We start from the raw sequence: 21,615 nt of genomic DNA, 5'->3' as shown, positions 1-21,615 counted from the left end.
CGCGTTCTCCGGACGGTCGCGCTGGTGCGAGCGTGACCGTTCAAACGCTGCGACATTCCGTTCCGTTCAACGCCAAGCCACGCTTTTGTGAGGAAAATTCCGGATGAGACCTCGGCCTCAGGCGTGCCAGTCCGGCAGAGCCTCCGCGGGCGCCTCAAGCCAGTCCGGAACCGGCAGGTCGCGCCCGGTGAGGAAGGCCGGGTTGAACAGCTTCGAGGCGTAGCGGGCCGCCCCATCGCACAGGATCGTCACGACGGTGTGTCCGGGCCCGAGCACCCTCGCCAGCCGGATCGCCCCGGCCACGTTGATCCCCGACGAGCCGCCCAGCGACAGCCCTTCCTCCCGCATCAATCCGAAGACGATGTCGAGGGCTTCGCGGTCGGGGATGCGGAAGGCCAGATCCGGGGTGAAGCCGTCGAGATTTTGCGTGATGCGGCCCTGGCCGATGCCCTCCGTGATGGAGGAGCCCTCGGCCTTGAGGGTGCCGGTCGTGTAGTGGGCGTAGAGCGCGGAGCCCTCGGGGTCGGAGAGTGCGATCCGCACCTGTGGGTTCCGGGCGCGCAGGGCTGCGGCAGTGCCGGCGAGCGTCCCACCGGTCCCGGCCGCGCAGACGAAGCCGTCGACCTTGCCGCCGGTCTGGTCCCAGATCTCTGGGCCGGTGCCCTCGACATGGGCCTGCCGGTTGGCGACGTTGTCGAACTGGTCGGCGAAGAAGGCGCCTGCCGGCTCCGTGGCGGCGAGCTTCTCCGCGAGGCGCCGGGCTACGTGGACGTAGTTGTTGGGGTTGGCGAAGGGCACGGCCGGGACCTCCACCAACCGGGCGCCCGCGAGCCGCAGGGTCTGCTTCTTCTCCTCGGACTGGGTCTCCGGGATGACGATCAGCGTCCGGTAGCCGCGCACCGAGGCGACCAGCGCGAGACCGATGCCGGTGTTACCGGCGGTGCCCTCCACGATGGTCCCGCCGGGGCGGATCAGTCCACGGGCCTCCGCGTCCCGCACGATATGAAGGGCGGCACGGTCCTTCACCGACAGGCCGGGATTGAGGAACTCGGCCTTGCCGTAGATGGCGCAGCCGGTCTCCTCAGAGGCGCGGCGCAGGCGGATCAGCGGCGTATGGCCGATGGCGGAGAGGACATCGGGCAGGCCGGTGCGATTCGATTCAGTCATGGACGGAAGGGTAGGAGAACGCTGCCGCACTGGCGAGCAACAACGTGCCATGAGGGGGCATGCGGGAAGCGTTGATCGGCACGCCTATCCCGATTGCGGCCAGCCTCGAACGACGTCCGATCTGCGTGCGGTTTCGAGAGGCCCGGCGGTCAAACCCGCCTGTCGACGGTCTGGCCCTGTCCGGGAGGCGCGGGCGGACCGGCACTCGCTGTCTGATCGGCGCCTTGCGCCACCAGCGCGGCCACGGCCCTGTCGGCGGCGATCTGCTGCCGGGCGACGGCGATTCCGATCTGCTGGTTCTGGGACGCCGCCAGCATCTGGACGGCGGTGGTCGCGATGGGGTCCATCACGGCACCCTAGTGCGGGGACCTGAATCCCGCGTTAGCCGAAACCGCTGCCTTCGAGCGATCACCCGTCCAGGAAGCCGCGCTGCCGCGCCCGGTAGCCGCCGATCAGCGTCACGCAGACGAAGGACACGCCGGCGAGGACGGTTCCGAAGACCGCGATCGGCCACCAATGCCCCTGAAAGCGCTCGGCCAGCACCGTACCGACGATCGGCGTCAGGCCGCCGGCCAGTGCGCCGCAGAACTGGTAGGCGATCGAGATCGCCGTGTAGCGCACCCGCGTCGGGAAGGCGCCCGCGAGATAGCCGGCGATCACCGCGTAGAAGGTCGCGCTCCCGATCACGTTCAGGGCGAGGCCCAGCACGATCAGCGGGACCGACTTGGTCTCGACGAGCCAGAACAGCGGGTATGGGGCGAGCATGGCCCAGACCAGCGTCCCCTGCAGGAACAGGCGCTCGTTGCGGATCAGCTCGGCGATCCGGGCGCCCACCGGGGTCATCACCAGCTGGACCACGGCGGCGATCAGCAGGGCGTCGAGGATCGTCGCCCGCGCGATGCCGAGATACTGCGTTGTGAACGCGATCATGAACGTGTTGAACAGGTAGACCGAGGCGATCGCGAAGGTGTTGGCGCCGGCCGCCAGCAGGACGGGCTTGAGGCTGGTCGTCAGAACCTCGCGCACCGGCGCCGCCGGCGGGCCGCCCGCGGCGCGGGCTTTCTCGAAGGCGGGTGATTCGGCGACGCCGAGGCGGATCGCGAGCCCCACGAACAGCAGCAGGATGCTCACCAGGAACGGCACCCGCCAGCCCCAGGTCAGGAAGCTCTCCTTGTCGAGGAGGCCGGCGAGGCGGAAGGCCAGCAGCGACAGGATCTGCCCGGCGGGGCTGCCGAGCTGGGCGAAGGAGGCGAAGAAGGTGTTGCGCCCGGCCGGCGCGTGCTCGGCGGCCATCAGCACGGCACCGCCCCACTCGCCGCCGACGGCGAGCCCCTGGATCAGCCGGAGCACGACCAGCATCACCGGCGCCCAGAGGCCGACCGACGCGTAGGTCGGCAGCAGCCCGATGCACGAGGTGGCGAGGCCCATCATCACGAGCGTCGCCACCAGGGCGCGCTTGCGCCCGAACCGGTCGCCGAGATGCCCGAAGATCAGGCCGCCGAGCGGGCGGGCCAGGAAGCCGACCGCGAAGGTGCCGAAGGCCGAGAGCGTCGCGATGTAGGGCGATTCCGCCGTGAAGAAGAGCGGCCCGAACACCAGAGCGGCCGCGGTGCCGTAGATGAAGAAGTCGTACCACTCGATCGTGGTGCCCACGAAGGCCGCGAGCGCCGCGCGGGCGGACTGGTTCTGGACAGGTCCCGGTGCTGCGGTGGTGACGGCCATCGGACCTCGCTCGGGATTATGAATTCAGTTGGAGCCATGCATGCGCCAGTCGGGCCGCCGACCGCAACGCCTGCACGCGACAGGGCGGCCGTTTCATCCGCCGCGGCGGGCTCCGTCTCAGAAGCTGGGCGGCGTGCAGGCGCTCACCACCTCGCAGGCGTTCGGGCCGACGCAGCGGAACCGGTGCGGGCGGCGGCTGTCGAAGCTGTAGGCGTCGCCGGGGCCGAGGATCCGGCGCTCGGCATCCACCGTCACCTCCAGGCGGCCGGAGAGCACGATGCCGCCCTCCTCGCCCTCGTGGGAGAGCGGCACCCGGCCGGTATCGGCGCCGGGCTCGTAGCGCTCCTTGAGGATCTGGAGCTTGCGCCCGAACAGGCTGTCGCCGACCTGCCGGTACGAGATCGCCCCCTTGGCGGCCCGGCGGCCGATCTCGGTCAGCTCCTCGGCGGCGAAGAACGCCTTGCGCTCCGGCTCCGGCTCCAGGGCGAAGAACTCGGCCATGCCGATCGGCACCCCGTCGAGGATCCGCTTCAGGGCGCCCACCGACGGGTTCACCCGGTTCGCCTCGATCAGCGAGATCGCGGAGTTCGTCACCCCGGCGCGCTTGGCGAGCGTCCGCTGCGACAGGCCGTGGCGGGCGCGCACGAAGCGCAGGCGCGCGCCGACATCGATGCTCATCCGGTCGAGGCCCGTTTCAGGTGTTGCGGATCCGGCAACAGTGCCGCGCGCGGCCCCGATCCTGCAAGAGGTTGGCGACGATCAGAAAAGGACTTGTTGCCGGATCGGCGAAGGTGTCCCCTGATCGCACCGCCCGATCCGCGCGCCCGATTCCGGAGAGCCGCCCATGACCGACCATCCGCTCCGCAACGCGCCCGCGATGGACGCCTTCTGGATGCCGTTCACCGCCAACCGCCAGTTCAAGGCGGCGCCGCGGCTGCTCGTGTCAGCCGAGGGCATGCACTACACGGCCGACGACGGCCGCACGGTCCTCGACGGCACCGCCGGCCTCTGGTGCGTCAATGCCGGTCACGGGCGCCGGGGCATCGCGGCGGCCGTGGAGCGCCAGCTCGCGACCCTCGACTTCGCCCCGACCTTCCAGATGGGCCACCCCATCGCGTTCGAGTTCGCCGAGCGCCTCGCCGAGATCGCCCCGGGCGGTCCGGACAAGCGCCTCGACCGGGTGTTCTTCACCAATTCCGGCTCGGAATCGGTCGACACCGCCCTCAAGATCGCGCTGGCCTACCAGCGGGCGATCGGCCAGGGCACCCGCACCCGCCTGATCGGCCGCGAGCGCGGCTATCACGGCGTCGGCTTCGGCGGCCTGTCGGTCGGAGGCATCGTGTCGAACCGGCGGGTCTTCCCGCAGCTCAACGGCACCGACCACCTGCGCCACACCCACGACCCCGCCCGCAACGCCTTCGTGAAGGGCCAGCCCGAGCACGGGGCGGAGCTGGCCGAGGACCTGGAGCGGCTGGTGGCGCTCCACGGACCTGAGACCATCGCGGCCTGCATCGTCGAGCCGGTGGCGGGCTCCACGGGCGTGCTGATCCCGCCGAATGGCTACCTCGAGCGCCTGCGCGAGATCTGCACCCGGCACGGCATCCTGCTGATCTTCGACGAGGTCATTTCCGGCTTCGGCCGCCTGGGCGCACCGTTCGCGACCGACTTCTTCGGCGTCGTCCCCGACCTCGTGACCAGCGCCAAGGGCCTGACCAACGGCACGGTGCCGATGGGCGCGGTCTTCGCGAGCCGCGCGGTCCACGACGGCCTGATGCAGGGCCCGGACGGGATCGAGCTGTTCCATGGCTACACCTATTCCGGGCACCCGATCGCCTGCGCGGCCGGCATCGCGACGCTGGACATCTACCGGGACGAGGGGCTGCTCACCCGGGTCGCCGACATCGCCGACGACTGGGTGGCGGCGATCCACGACCTGCGCGGGCGCAAGAACGTCATCGACATCCGCACCATCGGGCTCGTCGCCGGTATCGAGCTGGCGCCGCGTCCGGACGCGCCGGGCAAGCGCGCCTACGAGGTGTTCGTGGACTGCTTCGAGCGCGGCCTGCTCATCCGGGTGACCGGCGACATCATCGCCCTCTCGCCGCCGCTGATCATCGAGCGCGGCCAGATCGGCGAGATCGTCGACATCCTCGGCGCGGCGATCGACCGGGTCGCCTGAGCGCTCTCGATCCAGGTTTCCAAGGGGCAAGCCCTAACCTGCTGATGATGAACGCGCATTTCCCCTCCCCCTTGTGGGGAGGGGCAGGGGTGGGGGTGTCCAGGATTGAGCGCAACGGTGCCTTCTGCGCCACCTCCACGCGGGATCTGCGATCCCCAAGCTCCTCCCCACAAGGGGGAGGAGAGCGCGTCCGTTTGGTATCCCGCCGGCCCGAGATCACCTTGACAGGGCCGGGTCGAGACCTTTCGAAACCACGCCTTGCGCGCCGCACAGGCGCCCTCGCCGCGCAGCGGGGTTGTCGCTACACCACCCATGCCCATCTGCCCCGGACCCGGAATTCGGCCGGGCGCGAGGCTTTCCATGTCGAACACCGCCCTGATCGTCGGCGCCAGCGGGATCGTCGGCAGCGCCACCGCGGCGCTGCTGACCCAGGAGGGCTGGACGGTCGCCGGTCTCGCCCGCCACCCGGTGCGGCAGGACGGCGTCGCGCCGGTAACCGGCGACCTGCAGGATCGGGCCTCCCTGGAGACAGCGCTCGCCGATCTCGCCCCGAGCCACGTCTTCCTCGCGACCTGGCAGCGTCGGCCGACCGAGGCGGAGATGATCCGCGTCAACCGGGCGATGGTCGAGAACGTGCTCGACGCGCTCCGGCCGAAGAAGAGCGTCCGCCACGTCGCCCTGGTGACCGGGCTGAAGCACTATCTCGGCCCGTTCGAGGCCTACGGCAAAGGCACCCTGCCGCAGACGCCGTTCCGCGAGGACCAGGGCCGCCTCGACATCGAGAACTTCTATTACGCCCAGGAAGATGCGGTGTTCGCCGCCGCGGAGCGCGACGGCTTCACCTGGAGCGTCCACCGGCCGCACACGATCATCGGCAAGGCGGTCGGCAACGCCATGAACATGGGCACGACGCTCGCGTGCTACGCCACCCTGTGCCGGGAGCTGGGACGTCCGTTCGTGTTCCCGGGCTCGGCCGCGCAGTGGAACGGCCTCACCGACATGACCGACGCGCGGTTGCTCGCCCGCCAGCTGCTCTGGGCCTCCACTGAGCCGAGGGCCGCCAACGCGGCGTTCAACGTCGTCGACGGCGACGTCTTCCGCTGGAGCTGGATGTGGGGCCGGATCGCCGCGTGGTTCGGGATCGAGGCGGTGCCCTTCGACGGCACGCACCGGCCCTTGGAGCCCCGGATGGCGCAGGACGGGCCGGCCTGGGCGGAGATCGCGCGGCGCCACGGCCTCGCCGAGCCGGACCTGACCAAGCTGGCCTCGCCCTGGCACACGGATGCCGATCTCGGCCGGCCGATCGAGGTCGTCACCGACATGAGCAGGAGCCGGCGGCTGGGCTTCACCGCCTACCAGCCGACCGACGACGCGTTCTATGACCTGTTCGCCCAGCTCCGCGCGGATCGGCTGATCCCTTGAAGCCGGCCGCGCAATCACGATGGGTTCCGCGAGTCTCCCTCCCCCGCAGAGGGGGGAGGGAGAACTGCGCCTCACCTTCTCCCAGTCTGCACCGTCACCCGGCCCTGCGCTCCGTCCCGCACCACTCGGCCACGAACAGCGCCATGGTGGTCGTGATCCGCTTCACCGAGGCGAGGCTGACCCGCTCGTCGAAGCCGTGGATGTTCTGGGAGGTCGGGCCGTAGCAGAGGGCCGGCACCCGGTCGTAGAGGGCGTGGACGCGGGTATCGAGGTAGCCCGCCGTCATGAAGCTCTGCAGAGGGGAGCCGATGGCCCGCTCGTGGGCGCGGCCGAGCACCGCCTCGGCCTCGGAGCCCGCCTCCAGCACGTAGCCCTCGGCGAAGAAGCCGTTGAAGACGACCTGCGGCGGGCTGTTGGCCAGGAACGGGTCGGTGCGGGAGAAGGACGCCACCGCGGCCTCGATCTCGGCGGCGGCCTGCGCGGCGGTCACGCCCGGGTAGAGCGCGACCCGGCAGTGGATCCGGCACCAGGCCGGCACCGAGGAGGCCCAGTCGCCGCCCTCGATCTTGCCGATGTTGAGGTTGATCGGGTGGTCCTCGGTCTCGAAATGCGGGTGCGCCGCCTTCTCAGCGTTCCAGCGGGCCTCGACGGCGCGCAGCGCCCCGATCACCCGGTAGGTGGCGTCGATGGCGTTGGCGCCCGCGCCCATCTCGCGCACGTGGACCGGCACGCCCCGGACCTCCACGGTGAACCAGAGCACGCCGGTATTGGCGCGCACGAGCTTCTCGTCCTCCGGCTCGGGGATCAGCACGGCGTCGGCCCGGTAGCCGCGCAGATGGGTCATCAGGGCGCCGTTGCCGGTGGATTCCTCCTCGACCACGGATTGCACCGTCACGGAGGCCGCCGGCTGGAGGCCGAGACGCGCCAGGGCGTCGAGGGCGAACAGGTTGGCGGCGTGGCCGGCCTTCATGTCGCCGGCACCGCGCCCATACATCCAGTCGCCCTGGATGACCGGATCGAAGGGCCCGTGGGTCCAGAGGTCGAGGGGGCCGGGCGGCACCACGTCGACATGGGCCTGCAGGATCAGCGAGCGTCCGGTCTCGGTGCCCGGCCGGTGGTGGCAGACGACGATCGGCGCGTCCGAATGGTGGGCCTCGTCGATCTTCGAGCCGCCCGGATGGGCCGCGATGGCGGCGCGGTCCATGGCGAAGCGCTCGGTGGCGTAGCCGCGGGCACGGAATTGCTCGAAGACGTAATCCTGGCAGGCATGCTCTTCGCCGCGCAGGGACGCGAACCGGACCAGCGCCTGCGTGTGGGCGATCTGATCGGGAAACCCCTCCGCCACGGAGGCTTCGATCTCGGCGGCGAGGGTGGGGTCGAGGGCCATGGGAACTCCGAACCGGTGCGGCCGGGAGGAAGCGCCCGGGCTCGGGCGGCTGTCAACCGGCGGGTGCCGAGGGCACGGTTCGTGCCGAAATCCCGCGCCCGGCGCAGCCCCCGGCACAATCCCTGTGAGAGCCGTTCAGCAAAGCGTGACTACGCATCGCCGCCGACGGGCGGAACCGCGGTGTTGCCAACGGCTTAGCCTATCGGCAAACCGTCGCGCTTACCCAGTCGGAGTCGCTCCATGCGTATCGGTCTGATCTCGGCCCTCTCCGGCCTGCTCCTTTGGTCCGCGGCTCCGGGCTCCGCCAGCGCCGACGTGCTCGTCAACGTCGACAAGACCACGCAGCGCATGGAGGTCTCGGTCGACGGGCAGCCCCGCTATTCCTGGCCGGTCTCCACGGGCGTGGCGAGCTACGACACGCCGTCCGGGTCGTACCGGCCGTTCCGGATGGAGCGCACCCACTTCTCGAAGGAGTGGGACGACGCCCCCATGCCGTTCGCGATGTTCTTCACCAACCAGGGGCATGCCATCCACGGCACCAACCACGGCCGCGCCCTGGGGCGGGCGGCCTCCCACGGCTGCGTCCGCCTGTCGGTGCGCAACGCCGCCACCCTGTTCAACCTCGTGAAGGCCCAGGGCATGGGCCGGACCCGCGTGGTGATCGACGGTGCGGACGCCCCGGTCGCAGAGCGCGGGCGGCGCGGGATCCGCGTCGCCCGGCAGCGCAGCCCCTACGAGACGGACGACCTCCTGGCGGACAGCGACCAGATGGGCCGCCGGTCGGTGCCGGCCTATTACCGCCCCGCCGGCCGACCCGCCTACGCGCCGGCGGCGACCTACGGATACCCGGCCGACAGCGACGCGATGGAGGCTTGGTAGGTCCGCCCACGGCCGCGCGGCGTCAGGGCACGGACGTCACGCGCGGCGCCGTGCGCCCATTGCCGTGGGCGGCCTGCCGGCCTAGCTCCTCCGCGGCCATCAGAGCCCGCGCGGCCCCTGCCGCGACCTGAGACGGACGGAGACACCCCCAAGATGCCCATCGCTTTCTGCCGGTCCCTCCCCTTCGCCGCCCTGGCGCTCGCCGCGGCCACCGTGCCGGGCTACGCCCTGGAGGTGACGCGCTCGGCCGACATCGCCGCGCCCCCGGCCAAGGTCTGGCAGACCATCGGCGAGTTCTGCGGCATCGGCGACTGGCACCCGGCCATCGAGAAGTGCGCCCTCTCCGACAAGGACGGCATGAAGGTCCGCACCCTCAGCCTGAAGGGCGGCGGCACCATCAAGGAGGAGCAGGTCTCCCGCGACGACAAGGTGATGAGCTACACCTACACGATCCTGGAGAGCCCGCTGCCGGTCTCGGACTACAAGTCGACGCTCTCGGTCGCGCCCGCGGGCTCCGGCTCGAAGGTGACCTGGACCGGCACCTTCAACGCCAAGGGTGCGCCCGACACGGTCGCCACCGATGCGATCCAGGGCATCTACGATTCCGGCCTGAAGGCGCTGGCCGACAAGGCCAAGTAAGCGCTCCGAGCAGGCGCGTCGCGTAAGCGCGCCGAAGGTGCCGCGGTCACGATTTGGCGCGCACCGCCGGACCCGGAGGGGAGGCGCGCGCGCCAAGTCACGCGGGCGCCTCGGGAAACGACGTGGACGCAGTCCCCCCTGCCCCGCGCGGCGCGCGCACGCGGCGTGCCGCCCCGGCGATTGACCCACTGCCAAGCTCGGCTCACAACCCTGGCGGCGCCGCGATCGGCGCCCCCACCAGGATGATCGCCGTGCCCGCGTCCCGCCTCCCGCTGCGCCTCAGCCTCGCAATCCTCGCCGTCGCGGCGCTCGGCGCCTGCCAGCAGCGGGCCACCCCCGCGGTCACGGAGCCCTCGCCCGTCGTGCCGGCCCCGCTCGCCCTGCCCACCGGCAGCGGCTGCGGCCCCGAGATCGCGCGCACCCGGGCGATCGTCGACAGCGACGTGGCGACCGGCAACCTCAACAAGCCGGTGGGCGACCGCTTCGGCGCCGACCTCGCGCACGCCGCGGCGGAATGCGCGGCCGGCAAGTCGGGCGAGGCCCTGCACCTCCTCGCCGCCGCCAAGAGCCGGTACGGCTACCGCTGAGCGAGGCGTCTCAGGGCCGCCCGCCGTCGAGGTCGCCGTTCTCGCGCGTCGGCGTGCGTCCAACCCCTCCCCCTCATCCTGAGGTGCCGCAGCGGAGCGAAGGCCTCGACGGGGGGCTCCAGGGATTGCGGTGCTTTCTGGAGCACTCCTTCGAGGCCCGCTGACGCGGGCACCTCAGGATGAGGGTGTGGGCGGGATAAGGGTGGCCCTGCCCGGGTGGAGCGCGGCTTAGATCACGAACAGCAGGTTCAGCCCGGCCCGCCGGAACCCCTCCTCGGCGATCTTCAGATCGAGGCCGTAGGAGGCGATGTCGTCAGCCACCGGATCGAGCGTCGGCGCCCGGTGCTGGTGCAGGTGCTTGATGTAGCTGTGGCAGGTCGTGCAGGTCTCGACCTGGACGTCCTTCGAGACCTCGTCGAGCCCGTAATAGCTGATCCCCTCGCCGGAGCCGCAGGCGGTGCAGCGGATACGGACGTGGTTCCAGTAGGTGCCGCAGAGAGAGCAGCTGAGGTAGCGGGCCTTGTCGGCCGGCGTCCAGGCGACCACGACGCTCGCCACCGGCGCGCCGCCGCAGCACGGGCAGACGCCGTCCGCCACGGGCTTCAGGATCTTGGTGTCGAGCCGCGCCGCCTGCCCGGCGAGGCGCACCTGCAAGGTGGCCGAGACGAACACGCATTCGGCGATCCGGTCCACCGGCAGCGCGCCCTCGAAGACCTGCAGGGCGAGGTCGAGGCGATCCTCGCGGGAGGCCGCGCGCAGGGATTCGCGCGCCGCCCCCGAGGCCTCGGGCGCCGTGGTGAGATCGACCGCGTCGAGGAGCGCCAGCAGGCAGGCGTCGAAGGCCGGATCCGCCTCCAGGCCGTGCCGCGACAGGGGCGGCATGCCGTGCTCGCTGCGCAGCGCCAGATCGCCGGCCTCCGGCGCCGCGGGCGGCGGCACCTGCGCCTGGACCGTCGCCTGGGCCCGGGCGACCTCGGCGACGAACCGGAGATAGGCCTCCAGCGGGTGGCCGGGGGCGGCCTCGTCCAAGCGGGCGGCGCGGTCGGAGAACAGGCTTGCGGGGTCGGGCAGGCGCACGAACGGCACCGAGCCCGAGATGCCGATCTTGTCGGGATCGGGCTTGAGCTCATTGAAGTCCCGGCGGCGGGGTTTCGGCGCCTCGGCGGGCGTCGATGCCTTGTCCGCGGCGGGTGCCGCGGGCTTGCGCTTGAAGAAACTGGCCACGCGCTCAGGACCCGCGCTTGTCCACCGAGCCGTGGCGGGCCTTGCCGCCGGCCATCTGCCGGAACCACTTGCGGTGGTGCCGGTAGGCCCAGCCGCCCGTCACCGTGCCGCGGACCATCGCCCGGCCGGTGCCGCGCACCCAGATGCCAGCGTAGATGTGCACCACGATGATCGCGATGGCGATCACGGCGGCGAGCGAGTGGGCGAGGAGCGCCCAGCGCTGGGTCTCGATGGAGGTGAGGCCGCCGAAATAGGTGTTCCAGATCACGAGACCGGTGACGAACATCACGCCGATCAGCGCGGTCTGGCCCCAGAACACGCCCTTCTGGCCGGCATTGTACTTGCCGAGTTCGGGCAGCCGGTCCTCGCGGTTGGTGACCACGTCGCCGATCTTCATCGACCACTCGACGTCGTCCTTGTTGGGGATGTTGAGCTTCCAGAAGCGCACGAACAGGAAGAAGAAGCTCACCGCCAGCGCCACGCCGAACCACGGGTGGATCGCCCGGGTCGCCTGCCCGCCACCGAACAGGCCGGTGAGCGAGAACAGGTACGGCGTGAACATCGCCAGGCCCGAGAGGGTCAGCAGGGTGAACAGGATCGCGGTGATCCAGTGGTTCACGCGCTGCACGCCGGTGTAGCGGGGGACGTACATCACCTCCGGCGCCTCGGACTTGGCGTGGTGGAGGGGGCGGGAATCGCCGTCCCGGATATCGGTCTGGATCGTCATCGGCCTTCTCGCGCCTGATGCGGTGCCGGCCCCGCGGGGCGGCTCTGGAATTCAAAGATAGGGTGGGACGGCTGCAACGTCTCCATCCTGTCGCTCGCGGCTCCGCATCTCTCCCTCCCCCCTCTGAGGGGGGAGGGAGACCGTCGCGTCTCAGTGCGGCCGGACCTCGCCGCCGCCGTTCTCGCGGCGCTTGGCCTCGTCGTACTCGACCGCCTCTTCCTCCTCCTCGGGCACGACCTCGTTCGGGCCGGCCGTCACGTAGTGGAAGAAGCCCGCCACCGCCGCGAAGCCCATGGCGGCGAGCCCGAACACCTTGGCGCCGCCCTTCCAGAAGGCGACCAGCGGCGAGATCTTCGGGTCGTTCGGCAGGCCGGCATAGAGGCTCGGCTGGTCGGCGTGGTGCAGCACGTACATGACGTGCGTGCCGCCGACGCCCGCCGGGTCGTAGAGGCCGGCCTTGTCGAAGCCGCGCGACTTCAGGTCCTCGACGCGGTCGTGCGCCTGATCGATCATGGCCTGCTTGGTGCCGAACATGATCGAGCCGGTCGGGCAGGCCTTGGCGCAGGCCGGGGCCTGACCCACCGCCACCCGGTCCGAGCACAGGGTGCACTTGTACGCCTTGTGGTCGGTCTGGCTGATGCGCGGGATGTTGAAGGGGCAGCCCTTCACGCAGTAGCCGCAGCCGATGCAGTTCTCCTCGATGAAGTCGACGATGCCGTTGGAGTACTGCACGATCGCGCCCGGCGACGGGCAGGCCTTCAGGCAGCCCGGCTCGGTGCAGTGCATGCAGCCGTCCTTGCGGATCAGCCATTCGAGGTGGTTGGTCTCCGGGTTCTCGTACTCGGTGAACCGCATCAGCGTCCACGACTTCGGCGTGAGGTCGTGGGGGTTGTCATAGACACCGCGATTGATGCCGATGTCGTCGCGCAGGTCGTTCCACTCCTCGCACGCCGCCTGGCAGGCCTTGCAGCCGATGCACTTGGACACGTCGATGAGCTTGGCGACCTCCACCTGGCGGCGGATCTCCGGCGGCGTCTCCGTCGAGGCGGAGCGCTGGCGGATGTCGAGGGAGCTGTAGTCAGCCATGTCTGCCGCTCCCCCTTACGCGACCGCGTCCGACGGAGGCGAGGTCGGCTCGATGTTGACGAGCCAGGCCTTGAACTCCGGCGTCTCGGTGTTCGCGTCGCCCACGACCGGCGTGAGCGAGTTCGGGTGCCATCCTTTCTTGGTGAGGCCCATGAAGCCCCAGTGCTGCGGGATGCCGACGACGTGGACGGGCTTGCCGTCGCAGATCAGCGGCTTGATGCGCTTCGTCACCACGGCCTTGGCCTTCAGGGAGCCGCGCTTCGACCAGACGCGGACCCAGCCGCCCTTGGTGATGCCCTTCTCCTTGGCGAGCTCCTCCGAGATCTCCACGAAGGCCTCCGGCTGGAGGATCGCGTTGATCCGGGCGTGCTTGGTCCAGCCGTGGAAGTGCTCGGTCAGGCGGTAGCTCGTCGCCGCGTAGGGGAACTCCTTCGCGTCGCCGAGGTCGGCCAGATCGTCCTTGAAGATGCGGGACGCGGGCGCGCCCTTGATCTTCGGGAAGGCGAGGTTGGCCACCGGCGACTCGAACGGCTCGTAGTGCGTCGGGAACGGCCCGTCGCGCATGAGGCCCCGGGTCCACAGGCGGGCCACGCCCTCCTGGTTCAGGATGAACGGCCCGACGCCCTTATCGGGGGCGACGGTGACGCCGTAATCCGGCACGTCGAAGCCGATCCACTGCTTGCCGTTCCACTCGATGAGCTTCTTCTTCTCCGACCACGGACGGCCCTCGGGGTCGCACGAGGCGCGGTTGTAGAGCACGCGCCGGTTGGCCGGCCACGCGAAGGCCCAGTTCGGCGCGATGCCGCGGTCGCCGGGATCGGTGTTGTCCCGGCGGGCCATGGTGTTGCCCTTCTCGGTGTAGCAGCCCGAGTAGATCCAGCACCCGCACGCCGTCGTCCCGTCGTCCTTGAGCTGGGCGAAGCCGTCCACCTGCTTGCCCGCCGGGATGACGGTCCCGTTGAGGTCCGGCGTCGGCGCCAGCGTGTAGCCGTTGAGCTCGCGGGCGAGCTCCGTCGGCGTGGGCGCCTCCGCCATGGCGTAGTCCCACTTCAGATTGACGATCGGGTCCGGGAAGGCCCCGCCGTCCTTCTTGTAGGCCGCCTTCACGCGGAGGAAGATCTCCGACATGATCTCGATGTCCGAGCGGCACTCGCCCGGCGCGTCCTGCGCCTGCCAGTGCCACTGCAGCCAGCGGCTGGAGTTCGAGAGCGAGCCTTCCTCCTCCACGAACAGGGTGGTCGGCAGCTCGAACACTTCGGTCTGGATCTTGGTCGGATCGACGTCGTTGTACTCGCCGTGGTTTTCCCAGAACCGGGCCGTCTCGGTCTTGAGCGGATCCATCACCACCAAGAACTTCATCTTGGAGAAGGCTTCCGTCATCTTGGCCCGGTTCGGGAACGACAGCAGGGGGTTGAAGCCCTGGATGACGTAGCCGGTCATCTTGCCCTGCTTGGCGAGCTCGAACCCACGGATCACGTCGTAGGTCGGCACGTCGAGCTTGGGCAGGTAGTCGTAGGCCCAGTCGTTCTCCTTCTGGGCCTTGTCGCCCCACATCGCCTTCTGGAACGAGACGAAGAACTTGTTGTAGTTCTGCCAGTAGCTCGTCTGCCCCGGGCGCAGCGGCTTGAACTGCCGCTTGGCGATGTAGCTCGCGTAGTCGGGCTCCTTCTCCACCGGGATGTTGAGATAGCCGGGGATGAGGTTGCTCATCAGCCCGATATCGGTCAGCCCCTGGATGTTGGAGTGGCCGCGCAGCGCCTGCATGCCGCCGCCGAGCATCCCGATGTTCCCGAGCAGCGTCTGCACGATGCACATCGAGCGGATGTTCTGCGAGCCCTTGGAATGGTGCGTCCAGCCCAGCGCGTAGAGCGACGCCATGGTGCGATCGGGCGCGGCCGTCGTCGCCATCAGCTCGCAGACCTTCAGGAAGGTCTCCTTGGGCGAGCCGCAGATCTTCTCCACCATCTCGGGCGTGTAGAGCGCGACGTGCTTCTTCAGGAGCTGCATGACGCAGCGCGGGTGCTGCATCGTCTCGTCGACCACGGCGTAGCCGTCCGGGCCGATCTCGTAGTCCCAAGTGGTCTTGTCGTAGTCGCGCTTGTCGGCGTCGTAGCCCGCGAACAGGCCCTCGCTGAAGTCGTAGCCCTCGCGGACCACGTACCCGGCGTTGGTGTAGGCGGAGACGTAGCGGTGCTGCAGCTTGTCGTTGTCGAGCAGGTACTTGGCCACGCCCGACAGGAACGCGATGTCGGTCCCCTGCCGGATCGGGCAGTAGAGATCGGCCACCGACGCCGTGCGGGTGAAGCGCGGATCGACGACGATCAGCTTGGCGTTGTTATGGGCCTTCGCCTCGACGACCCACTTGAAGCCGCAGGGGTGAGCCTCGGCGGCATTGCCGCCCATCACGGTGATCACGTCCGCGTGCTTGATGTCCATCCAGAGGTTGGTCATCGCACCGCGTCCGAAGGAGGGCGCCAAACTGGCGACCGACGGACCGTGTCAAACCCTGGCCTGATTGTCGAAGACCAGGGCCCCCATGCTTCGGACTGTCTTGTAGGTCAGCCACGCCGTCTCGTTGGTGGTGGCCGAGGCCCCCAGGAAGCCCGTGGTGATCCAGCGGTTGACCGTGAGGTCGCCGTTCTTGGCCACGAAGTTCCGGTCGCGATCCTCCTTGAGGAGCGTCGAGATCCGGTCGAGGGCGAAGTCCCAGGAGACGCGCTTGAACTCGGTGGAGCCGGGGGCGCGGTGCAGCGGGTACTTGGTGCGGGTCTCGGAATGCACGAAATCGAGCAGCGCCGAGCCCTTCGGGCAGAGCGTGCCGCGATTGACCGGGTGATCGGGATCGCCCTCGATGTGCATCACCGAGGAGCGGGCGTTCTTCGACCGGTCGCCCAGGCTGTACAGGATGACGCCGCACGCGACCGAGCAGTACGGGCACGTGTTGCGGGTCTCGCGCATCTGCGCGAGCTTGAAGGGCCGCACCGCGGCGGCCATGGCGGGCTCGAGCCCGCCGAATCCGAGCGCACCCAGCGAGCCGCCCGCGAGGCCGGCACCGGCCCCCTTGAGCAGGCCACGCCTTGAGACCTGGACCGTCATCTCCGCTCCGTAAAAGCGATCTGGTATAATTCCAGGGTGTCCCAAAAAAGCGTGCGCCACACAAGTGCGGTCGCGTGACACAGCGACAGCCCGTGTATCGCCCCGGGCTGCACGTTCAAAGTGCCGATATCATCCTGGATGAATACGCTTTTTTTACTTGCTGGGATTTGCGGGATTCGTCCCGGATGGCCCTGCCGTCCGATGCTCCAGGGGAGCTTGCGGCTCGGTGCCGGCGGTGCCGCCGGGCTGGGCCGGCGGGACCGGACGGTCGGCGTTCTCCTTGATCGACTGGCCGCCCGGGTCGGGCGCATCCTTGGCGGCCGACTGCTCCCGGGGGACCGGCGCCTGGCTCCAGCCGTCCTGGGCGCTGCGCGACTTGTCGCCCATCGCGTCGATGCCCTTGATCTCGCCGGGTTTGGTCTGCGCCAGCGCGGGCGAACCGGCCACCGTCGCCGCGAGGAACACCAGCACGGACAGGGACATCGAACGGGACAAGGCGGAACTCCGGGCGCCAAGGTGGGTCAGCGGGCAACGTATCCCTCGCACCAGCAGTTCCGGCTCCGGCCGGTGACGGGTCCTTAACCAAGCTTGCGCATTCTGATCCGGAGCGGGCGCGGGGTTCCGGACGATGTCGAAGCCGAAACTCGAGCGTCCCGTGGAAGCCTCGGCGGACCCCGGCGTCGCCCCCTCGCGGCGGGCATCCGCCGCCATCTCGGCCAGAACCTGCGCGCGCTCTACGCCGACACGCTGGCGGCGCCGCTCACCCAGCGTCTCGAGACGCTGATGGCGCAACTCGACAAGACGAAGCGCTGAGCCGGCCCGGTCTCCCGCATTGAGGACGGATTCGACGGCGCGGGACCGGTGATGCCGTTTCCGCTCGATGACCGGAGCGCCGCCGTCTCTGCGAGCGGCGCGAAGCGATCCAGGGGCGCCACGCCTGCGGCGGTCGCGTCGCCCTGAGTCATTTCACTGTGCTCGTGATAACGGTGAGGAACGCGTCGCCGGCTACGAGACGCCCCTCCCCAATCCAGCGGAATGGATTCGCGGCGCGAAGGCCGGACGGCGCACGCCCCTCGCTCGCGTCGCGGGTCATCCCGGCCTCTGTCCCGGCCGCGGACCGACGTGTGCCGACGCACATGAGATCGTTCGTTCTATAAAACGCCTTCACCGGTTGATTTTCTTCCCTGTCCGGGTCCGGCGGGAGAAGATCCATGCCTTCTCTCACGCCAGCATATTGGCGACGCTGGCTTTCTGGTAAGAGCCGCCCGATGTGCGACCGGCGCAACCCGTTCCGGACGGTCGGGCGCGGCTTGACAATGTTCGATAAAACGAACGATTTTCCGGATCTCGGGGTCGGTCGTCCCCGTGTCGCAGGCAGTAGGGCTGGGGATCGGACGCGATGAAGAATGCTGCGGGTCGGGGCTTGGTGGCCCGGGCGATCGGGCTGTCCCTGCTGGCCGGGGCTGGGCTGTGGACCTGCGCGCTGCCGGCCGCGGCCGAGACCGCCCTCCTCAACGTCTCGTACGATCCGACCCGGGAACTCTACCGCGAGATCAACGCCGCCTTCGCGGAGACGTGGAAGGCCAAGACCGGCGAGGCGATCACGGTCCGGGCCTCCCATGGCGGCTCGGGCGCGCAGGCGCGCACGGTGATCGACGGCGTCGACGCCGACGTGGTGACGCTGGGCATCCCGTCCGACATCGACGCCATCGCCAAGCTCACCCACAAGATCCCGGACGACTGGCGCAGCAAGCTGCCCAACACCGCGACGCCCTACACGTCGACGGTGGTGTTCCTCGTCCGCAAGGGCAACCCGAAGGGCGTCAAGGACTGGGCCGACTTGGTCAAGCCCGACGTGAAGGTTATCACCCCGAACCCGAAGACCTCGGCGGGCGGGCGCTGGAACTTCCTGGCCGCCTGGGGCTACGCCTACGGCCAGGACAAGGACGCCGCCAAGGCCGACGCCTTCGTGGGCCAGATCTACAAGAACGTCCCGGTGCTCGACACGGGCGCGCGCGGCTCGACCGTGACCTTCGCGCAGCGCGGGCTCGGCGACGTGCTGCCGACCTGGGAGAACGAGGCCTACCTCGTGCTGCAGGAGTTCGGCGCCGATAAGTTCGACATCGTCTCGCCGCCGACCTCGATCTACGCCGAGCCACCGGTGGCCCTCGTGGCGGTCAATGCCGAGCGCAAGGGGACGACGAAGGCCGCACAGGCCTATCTCGACTTCCTCTACACCGACCAGGCCCAGGCGATCTTCGCCAAGCACCATTACCGGCCGATCAAGCGCGAGGCCGCGGCGCCGGCCGACCTCGCGCAGCTCCCCGACATCAAGCTGTTCCGGATCGAGGACCTGCAGGGCTCCTGGGACGAGATCCAGAAGCGGAACTTCGACGCCGGCGGCCTGTTCGACCGTCTGAGCCGGGCCGGCCGCTGAGGCTTGAGACCATGGTCGCGACGCCCCGTCCCCGATGGACCTTCCGACGGCCGAGCGTGATCCCGGGCTTCGGGTTCACCTTCGGCTACACGCTGACCTGCCTCGGCCTGATCGTCCTGCTGCCGCTGGCCGGGCTGGTGGTGAAGGCCTCGGGGCTCGGGCTCTCGGGGATCTGGGACGTCGCCACCGATCCGCGGGTGGCGAGCGCCCTGCGGATCAGCTTCGGCGTCTCGGCGGTGGCCGCCCTCGTCGCGTCCGTGTTCGGCTTCCTGGTGGCCTGGGTTCTGACGCGCTACCGCTTCCCGGGGCGCAAGCTCGTCGACGCCGCCGTCGACCTGCCCTTCGCGCTGCCCACCGCGGTCGCCGGCATCGCGCTCGCCTCGCTCTACGCGCCGGACGGGCTGCTCGGCGCGCCGCTCGCCCGCCTCGGCATCCAGGCGGCCTACACGCCGGTGGGCATCTTCATCGCCATGGTGTTCATCGGCCTGCCCTTCGCGGTGCGGACCGTGCAGCCGCTGATCGCCGAGATCGACAAGGAGATCGAGGAGGCCTCCGCGACCCTCGGGGCGACCCGCATCGCGACGCTGACCCGGGTCGTGCTGCCGCCGCTGATCCCCGCGGTGCTCACCGGCTTCGCCCTCGCCTTCGCCCGGGGCGTCGGCGAGTACGGCTCGATCATCTTCATCGCCGGCAACCTGCCCTACGTCTCGGAGATCGCGCCCCTGCTGATCGTCATCAAGCTCTCCGAGTTCGACTACGGCGGCGCGGCCGCCATCGCCACGATCATGCTCGGGATCTCGTTCCTGACGCTGCTCGCCATCAACCTCATCCAGGCCTGGTCCCGGAGGCGGTTCGGCTATGTCTGAGATCTTCTCGCCCGTCATCGTGCCGGCCGCCAAGCCCGCGCCGGTCGCCTCCGAGGGGGCGGCCACACGCGGGATCCTGATCGGCATCGCGGTGGCGTTCCTGGCGCTGTTCCTGGTGCTGCCGCTCTTCGCGGTCTTCGTCCAGGCCTTCTCGAAGGGGATCGCGGCCTTCCTGGAGGCCTTCCGCGAGCCCGATGCCTGGAGCGCGATCCGCCTGACGCTCACGGTGGCGGCGATCGCGGTGCCGTTCAACCTCGCGTTCGGGCTGGCGGCGTCCTGGGCGATCGCCAAGTTCGAGTTCCCCGGCAAATCCCTGCTGATCACCCTGATCGACCTGCCGTTCTCGGTCTCGCCGGTGGTGTCCGGGATGATCTACGTGCTGCTGTTCGGGTCCCAGGGCCTGTTCGGCACCTGGCTGATCGATCACGGGATCCAGATCCTGTTCGCGCTGCCGGGCATCGTGCTGGCGACGGTGTTCGTCACCTTCCCATTCGTCGCGCGCGAGCTGATCCCCCTGATGCAGGAGCAGGGCACCGCCGAGGAGGAGGCGGCGCTCACCCTCGGCGCGTCGGGCCTGCACGCGTTCCGGACGGTGACGCTGCCCAACATCCGCTGGGGCCTGCTCTACAGCGTGCTCCTCTGCAATGCCCGGGCGATGGGCGAGTTCGGCGCGGTCTCGGTGGTGTCGGGCCACATCCGCGGCCTGACCAACACCATCCCACTTCACGTGGAGATCCTCTACAATGAGTACAACTTCGTCGCCGCTTTCGCGGTCGCTTCGCTCCTCGCCGTCCTTGCCCTCATCACCCTCGTCCTCAAATCCGTCCTGGAATGGCGCTTCGCCGGCGAGCTCGCGCACGGCCGGGCTCACTGAGCGTCCCTCCACGGCGATCCGGGTCGAGAACGTCTCGAAGACCTTCGACACGGCGGCGGTGCTGCACGACCTGTCGCTCGACGTGCGGGCGGGCGAGCTGATCGGCCTGCTCGGCCCCTCGGGCTCGGGCAAGACGACGCTGCTGCGGATCATCGCCGGGCTCGACGCGCCGGACCGAGGCCGGATCCTGTTCGGCGACGACGACGCGACGGGTCTCGCCGTGCAGGAGCGGGCCGTCGGCTTCGTGTTCCAGCACTACGCCCTGTTCAAGCACATGAGCGTGGCCGACAACATCGCCTACGGGCTGAACGCCCGGCGCCGGGCGGACCGGCCGGCCAAGGCGGAGATCAAGCGCCGGGTCGGCGACCTGCTCGACCTGATCCGCCTCTCGGGCTTCGGCGACCGCTACCCGTCCCAGCTCTCCGGCGGCCAGCGCCAGCGGGTGGCGCTCGCCCGGGCGCTCGCCGTGGAGCCCCGGGTGCTGCTGCTGGACGAGCCCTTCGGCGCCCTCGACGCCCAGGTCCGGAAGGACCTGCGCCGCTGGCTGCGCGAGATCCACGACCGCACCGGCCAGACCACGATCTTCGTGACCCACGACCAGGACGAGGCCCTGGAGCTGTCCGACCGGGTGGCCGTGCTCGATCGCGGCCGTCTGGAGCAGGTCGGCACGCCCGACGAGGTGCAGGAGAACCCGGCCTCGGCCACCGTGATGAAGTTCTTAGGGGATTCCGTCGAGGTGGAGGCGATCGCCGAGGGCGGCCGGGTGCTGGTCCGGGGCCGCGAGACGCCCGTGGTGGCGCCGGCCGGGGTGATCGGCCCGGTCAAGCTCTACGTCCGGCCGTGGCAGCTGCAGCTCGCCGAGCCGGAGGCGGCGCATCTCTCCGGCACCGTCCGCAGCTCCTACCGGAGCCAGGGTCGCCAGCGGATCGAGGTGGCCGATGCCGAGGGGCGCGTCCTCGCCGTCGAGGATTTCGACGGCGTCCGGTACCCGGCCGGGCACCCGGTGGGCCTTCGGATCAACGGCGGCCACGTCTTCGGGTGAGGCCCGGCCGCAGCCCTTCGGTGACGTCCGGTCACGGTGTCTGGTCACGGTGTCTGGTGATGGCCTCTGGCCGAGCGCGCGGCGCGGCACGGGCCGCCTCGAACGCGTGACGCGTGCCCGGCCCCGGCCCCCGGAACGCGGAGCCCGGTAGCCGACCGCGGCGCGCGAGCCGCGGCGCACCGCCGGGGCGCTCATGTGCGGGGTCGCGCGCCGGCTCGGGGCGGGTCGGTCAAGGGCCGTCGGGCCGACGCGTCCCCGCCGGACCGGCGATCGCATGACGG

The 21,615-nt window shown here is 70.0% G+C and carries 20 protein-coding genes; 10 read left to right on the top strand and 10 right to left on the bottom strand.

Annotated elements, in window-relative coordinates:
- Window positions 1–117: 117 nt before the first annotated feature.
- From MMSR116_RS22450 to MMSR116_RS22435, 4 genes are all read right to left on the bottom strand, one after another.
- Window positions 118–1,167 carry a cysteine synthase A gene (locus MMSR116_RS22450; protein WP_010686260.1) on the bottom strand — a complete coding sequence of 350 codons (1,050 nt, stop codon included), beginning with the start codon at window positions 1,165–1,167 and terminating at the stop codon, window positions 118–120.
- A gap of 149 nt (window positions 1,168–1,316) precedes the next feature.
- Window positions 1,317–1,514 (bottom strand): hypothetical protein, encoded by a 198-nt coding sequence (locus MMSR116_RS22445; RefSeq protein WP_010686261.1) that lies wholly within the window; start codon window positions 1,512–1,514, stop codon window positions 1,317–1,319.
- A 61-nt stretch (window positions 1,515–1,575) separates the two neighbouring features.
- A complete protein-coding gene (locus MMSR116_RS22440; RefSeq protein ID WP_010686262.1) occupies window positions 1,576–2,889 on the bottom strand; it encodes an MFS transporter in 1,314 nt (437 codons plus the stop codon).
- Between the two features lie 117 nt (window positions 2,890–3,006).
- Window positions 3,007–3,567: a cupin domain-containing protein gene (locus MMSR116_RS22435; RefSeq protein WP_010686263.1), complete on the bottom strand. Its 561-nt coding sequence runs from the start codon at window positions 3,565–3,567 to the stop codon at window positions 3,007–3,009.
- Between the two features lie 166 nt (window positions 3,568–3,733).
- Here MMSR116_RS22435 and MMSR116_RS22430 point away from each other — a divergent pair, with 166 nt between their 5' ends.
- The gene (locus tag MMSR116_RS22430; RefSeq protein ID WP_010686264.1) at window positions 3,734–5,068 is read left to right on the top strand and encodes an aspartate aminotransferase family protein; all 1,335 of its coding nucleotides are present in this window, start codon (window positions 3,734–3,736) and stop codon (window positions 5,066–5,068) included.
- A gap of 360 nt (window positions 5,069–5,428) precedes the next feature.
- Entirely contained in the window at window positions 5,429–6,490 is a 1,062-nt protein-coding gene (locus tag MMSR116_RS22425) for an SDR family oxidoreductase (protein WP_010686265.1), read from the top strand.
- 94 nt (window positions 6,491–6,584) lie between these two features.
- Here the strand turns inward: MMSR116_RS22425 and MMSR116_RS22420 are convergent, their stop codons facing one another.
- Window positions 6,585–7,877, bottom strand: a complete 1,293-nt coding sequence (locus MMSR116_RS22420; RefSeq protein ID WP_010686266.1) for an ArgE/DapE family deacylase — start codon at window positions 7,875–7,877, stop codon at window positions 6,585–6,587.
- A gap of 240 nt (window positions 7,878–8,117) precedes the next feature.
- Between MMSR116_RS22420 and MMSR116_RS22415 the strand changes: the two genes are divergently transcribed.
- The 3 genes from MMSR116_RS22415 to MMSR116_RS22405 all read left to right on the top strand — a co-directional run bounded on the left by MMSR116_RS22415 (window position 8,118) and on the right by MMSR116_RS22405 (window position 9,982).
- A complete protein-coding gene (locus tag MMSR116_RS22415) occupies window positions 8,118–8,756 on the top strand; it encodes a L,D-transpeptidase (RefSeq protein ID WP_010686267.1) in 639 nt (212 codons plus the stop codon).
- A gap of 153 nt (window positions 8,757–8,909) precedes the next feature.
- Window positions 8,910–9,395: an SRPBCC family protein gene (locus MMSR116_RS22410; RefSeq protein ID WP_010686268.1), complete on the top strand. Its 486-nt coding sequence runs from the start codon at window positions 8,910–8,912 to the stop codon at window positions 9,393–9,395.
- Window positions 9,396–9,637: 242 nt separating this feature from the next.
- Entirely contained in the window at window positions 9,638–9,982 is a 345-nt protein-coding gene (locus tag MMSR116_RS22405; RefSeq protein ID WP_010686269.1) for a hypothetical protein, read from the top strand.
- Window positions 9,983–10,210: 228 nt separating this feature from the next.
- Here MMSR116_RS22405 and fdhE read toward each other — a convergent pair whose 3' ends face one another.
- The 5 genes from fdhE to MMSR116_RS22380 form a co-directional block, all read right to left on the bottom strand.
- The gene (gene fdhE, locus MMSR116_RS22400) at window positions 10,211–11,206 is read right to left on the bottom strand and encodes a formate dehydrogenase accessory protein FdhE (RefSeq protein WP_010686270.1); all 996 of its coding nucleotides are present in this window, start codon (window positions 11,204–11,206) and stop codon (window positions 10,211–10,213) included.
- Window positions 11,207–11,210: 4 nt separating this feature from the next.
- Window positions 11,211–11,933: a formate dehydrogenase subunit gamma gene (locus MMSR116_RS22395; protein WP_010686271.1), complete on the bottom strand. Its 723-nt coding sequence runs from the start codon at window positions 11,931–11,933 to the stop codon at window positions 11,211–11,213.
- 150 nt (window positions 11,934–12,083) lie between these two features.
- Complete coding sequence (gene fdxH / locus MMSR116_RS22390; protein ID WP_010686272.1) at window positions 12,084–13,019, bottom strand: formate dehydrogenase subunit beta; 936 nt, start codon at window positions 13,017–13,019, stop codon at window positions 12,084–12,086.
- 15 nt (window positions 13,020–13,034) lie between these two features.
- On the bottom strand, window positions 13,035–16,115 hold the full coding sequence (fdnG, locus tag MMSR116_RS22385) for a formate dehydrogenase-N subunit alpha (RefSeq protein ID WP_083920301.1): 3,081 nt from the start codon (window positions 16,113–16,115) through the stop codon (window positions 13,035–13,037).
- 153 nt (window positions 16,116–16,268) lie between these two features.
- On the bottom strand, window positions 16,269–16,610 hold the full coding sequence (locus MMSR116_RS22380; RefSeq protein WP_039894359.1) for a hypothetical protein: 342 nt from the start codon (window positions 16,608–16,610) through the stop codon (window positions 16,269–16,271).
- 93 nt (window positions 16,611–16,703) lie between these two features.
- On the opposite strand from MMSR116_RS22380, the gene MMSR116_RS22375 reads away from it, so the two are divergent.
- The 5 genes from MMSR116_RS22375 (at window position 16,704) to MMSR116_RS22355 (ending at window position 21,334) form a co-directional block, all read left to right on the top strand.
- Window positions 16,704–16,928: a NepR family anti-sigma factor gene (locus MMSR116_RS22375; RefSeq protein WP_244625512.1), complete on the top strand. Its 225-nt coding sequence runs from the start codon at window positions 16,704–16,706 to the stop codon at window positions 16,926–16,928.
- 586 nt (window positions 16,929–17,514) lie between these two features.
- Window positions 17,515–18,552: a sulfate ABC transporter substrate-binding protein gene (locus MMSR116_RS22370; protein ID WP_010686277.1), complete on the top strand. Its 1,038-nt coding sequence runs from the start codon at window positions 17,515–17,517 to the stop codon at window positions 18,550–18,552.
- An 11-nt stretch (window positions 18,553–18,563) separates the two neighbouring features.
- A complete protein-coding gene (cysT, locus tag MMSR116_RS22365) occupies window positions 18,564–19,418 on the top strand; it encodes a sulfate ABC transporter permease subunit CysT (protein ID WP_010686278.1) in 855 nt (284 codons plus the stop codon).
- Complete coding sequence (gene cysW, locus MMSR116_RS22360) at window positions 19,411–20,292, top strand: sulfate ABC transporter permease subunit CysW (protein WP_010686279.1); 882 nt, start codon at window positions 19,411–19,413, stop codon at window positions 20,290–20,292. Before cysT ends, cysW begins: the two co-directional genes overlap by 8 nt.
- Before the next feature lie 16 nt (window positions 20,293–20,308).
- The gene (locus MMSR116_RS22355; protein ID WP_083920303.1) at window positions 20,309–21,334 is read left to right on the top strand and encodes a sulfate/molybdate ABC transporter ATP-binding protein; all 1,026 of its coding nucleotides are present in this window, start codon (window positions 20,309–20,311) and stop codon (window positions 21,332–21,334) included.
- Window positions 21,335–21,615 lie beyond the last annotated feature (281 nt).

Origin of the sequence: Methylobacterium mesophilicum SR1.6/6 (assembly GCF_000364445.2) — a bacterium.
Classification (GTDB): Bacteria; Pseudomonadota; Alphaproteobacteria; order Rhizobiales; family Beijerinckiaceae; genus Methylobacterium; species Methylobacterium mesophilicum_A.
This window is presented reverse-complemented; position numbering and strand designations above follow the sequence as displayed.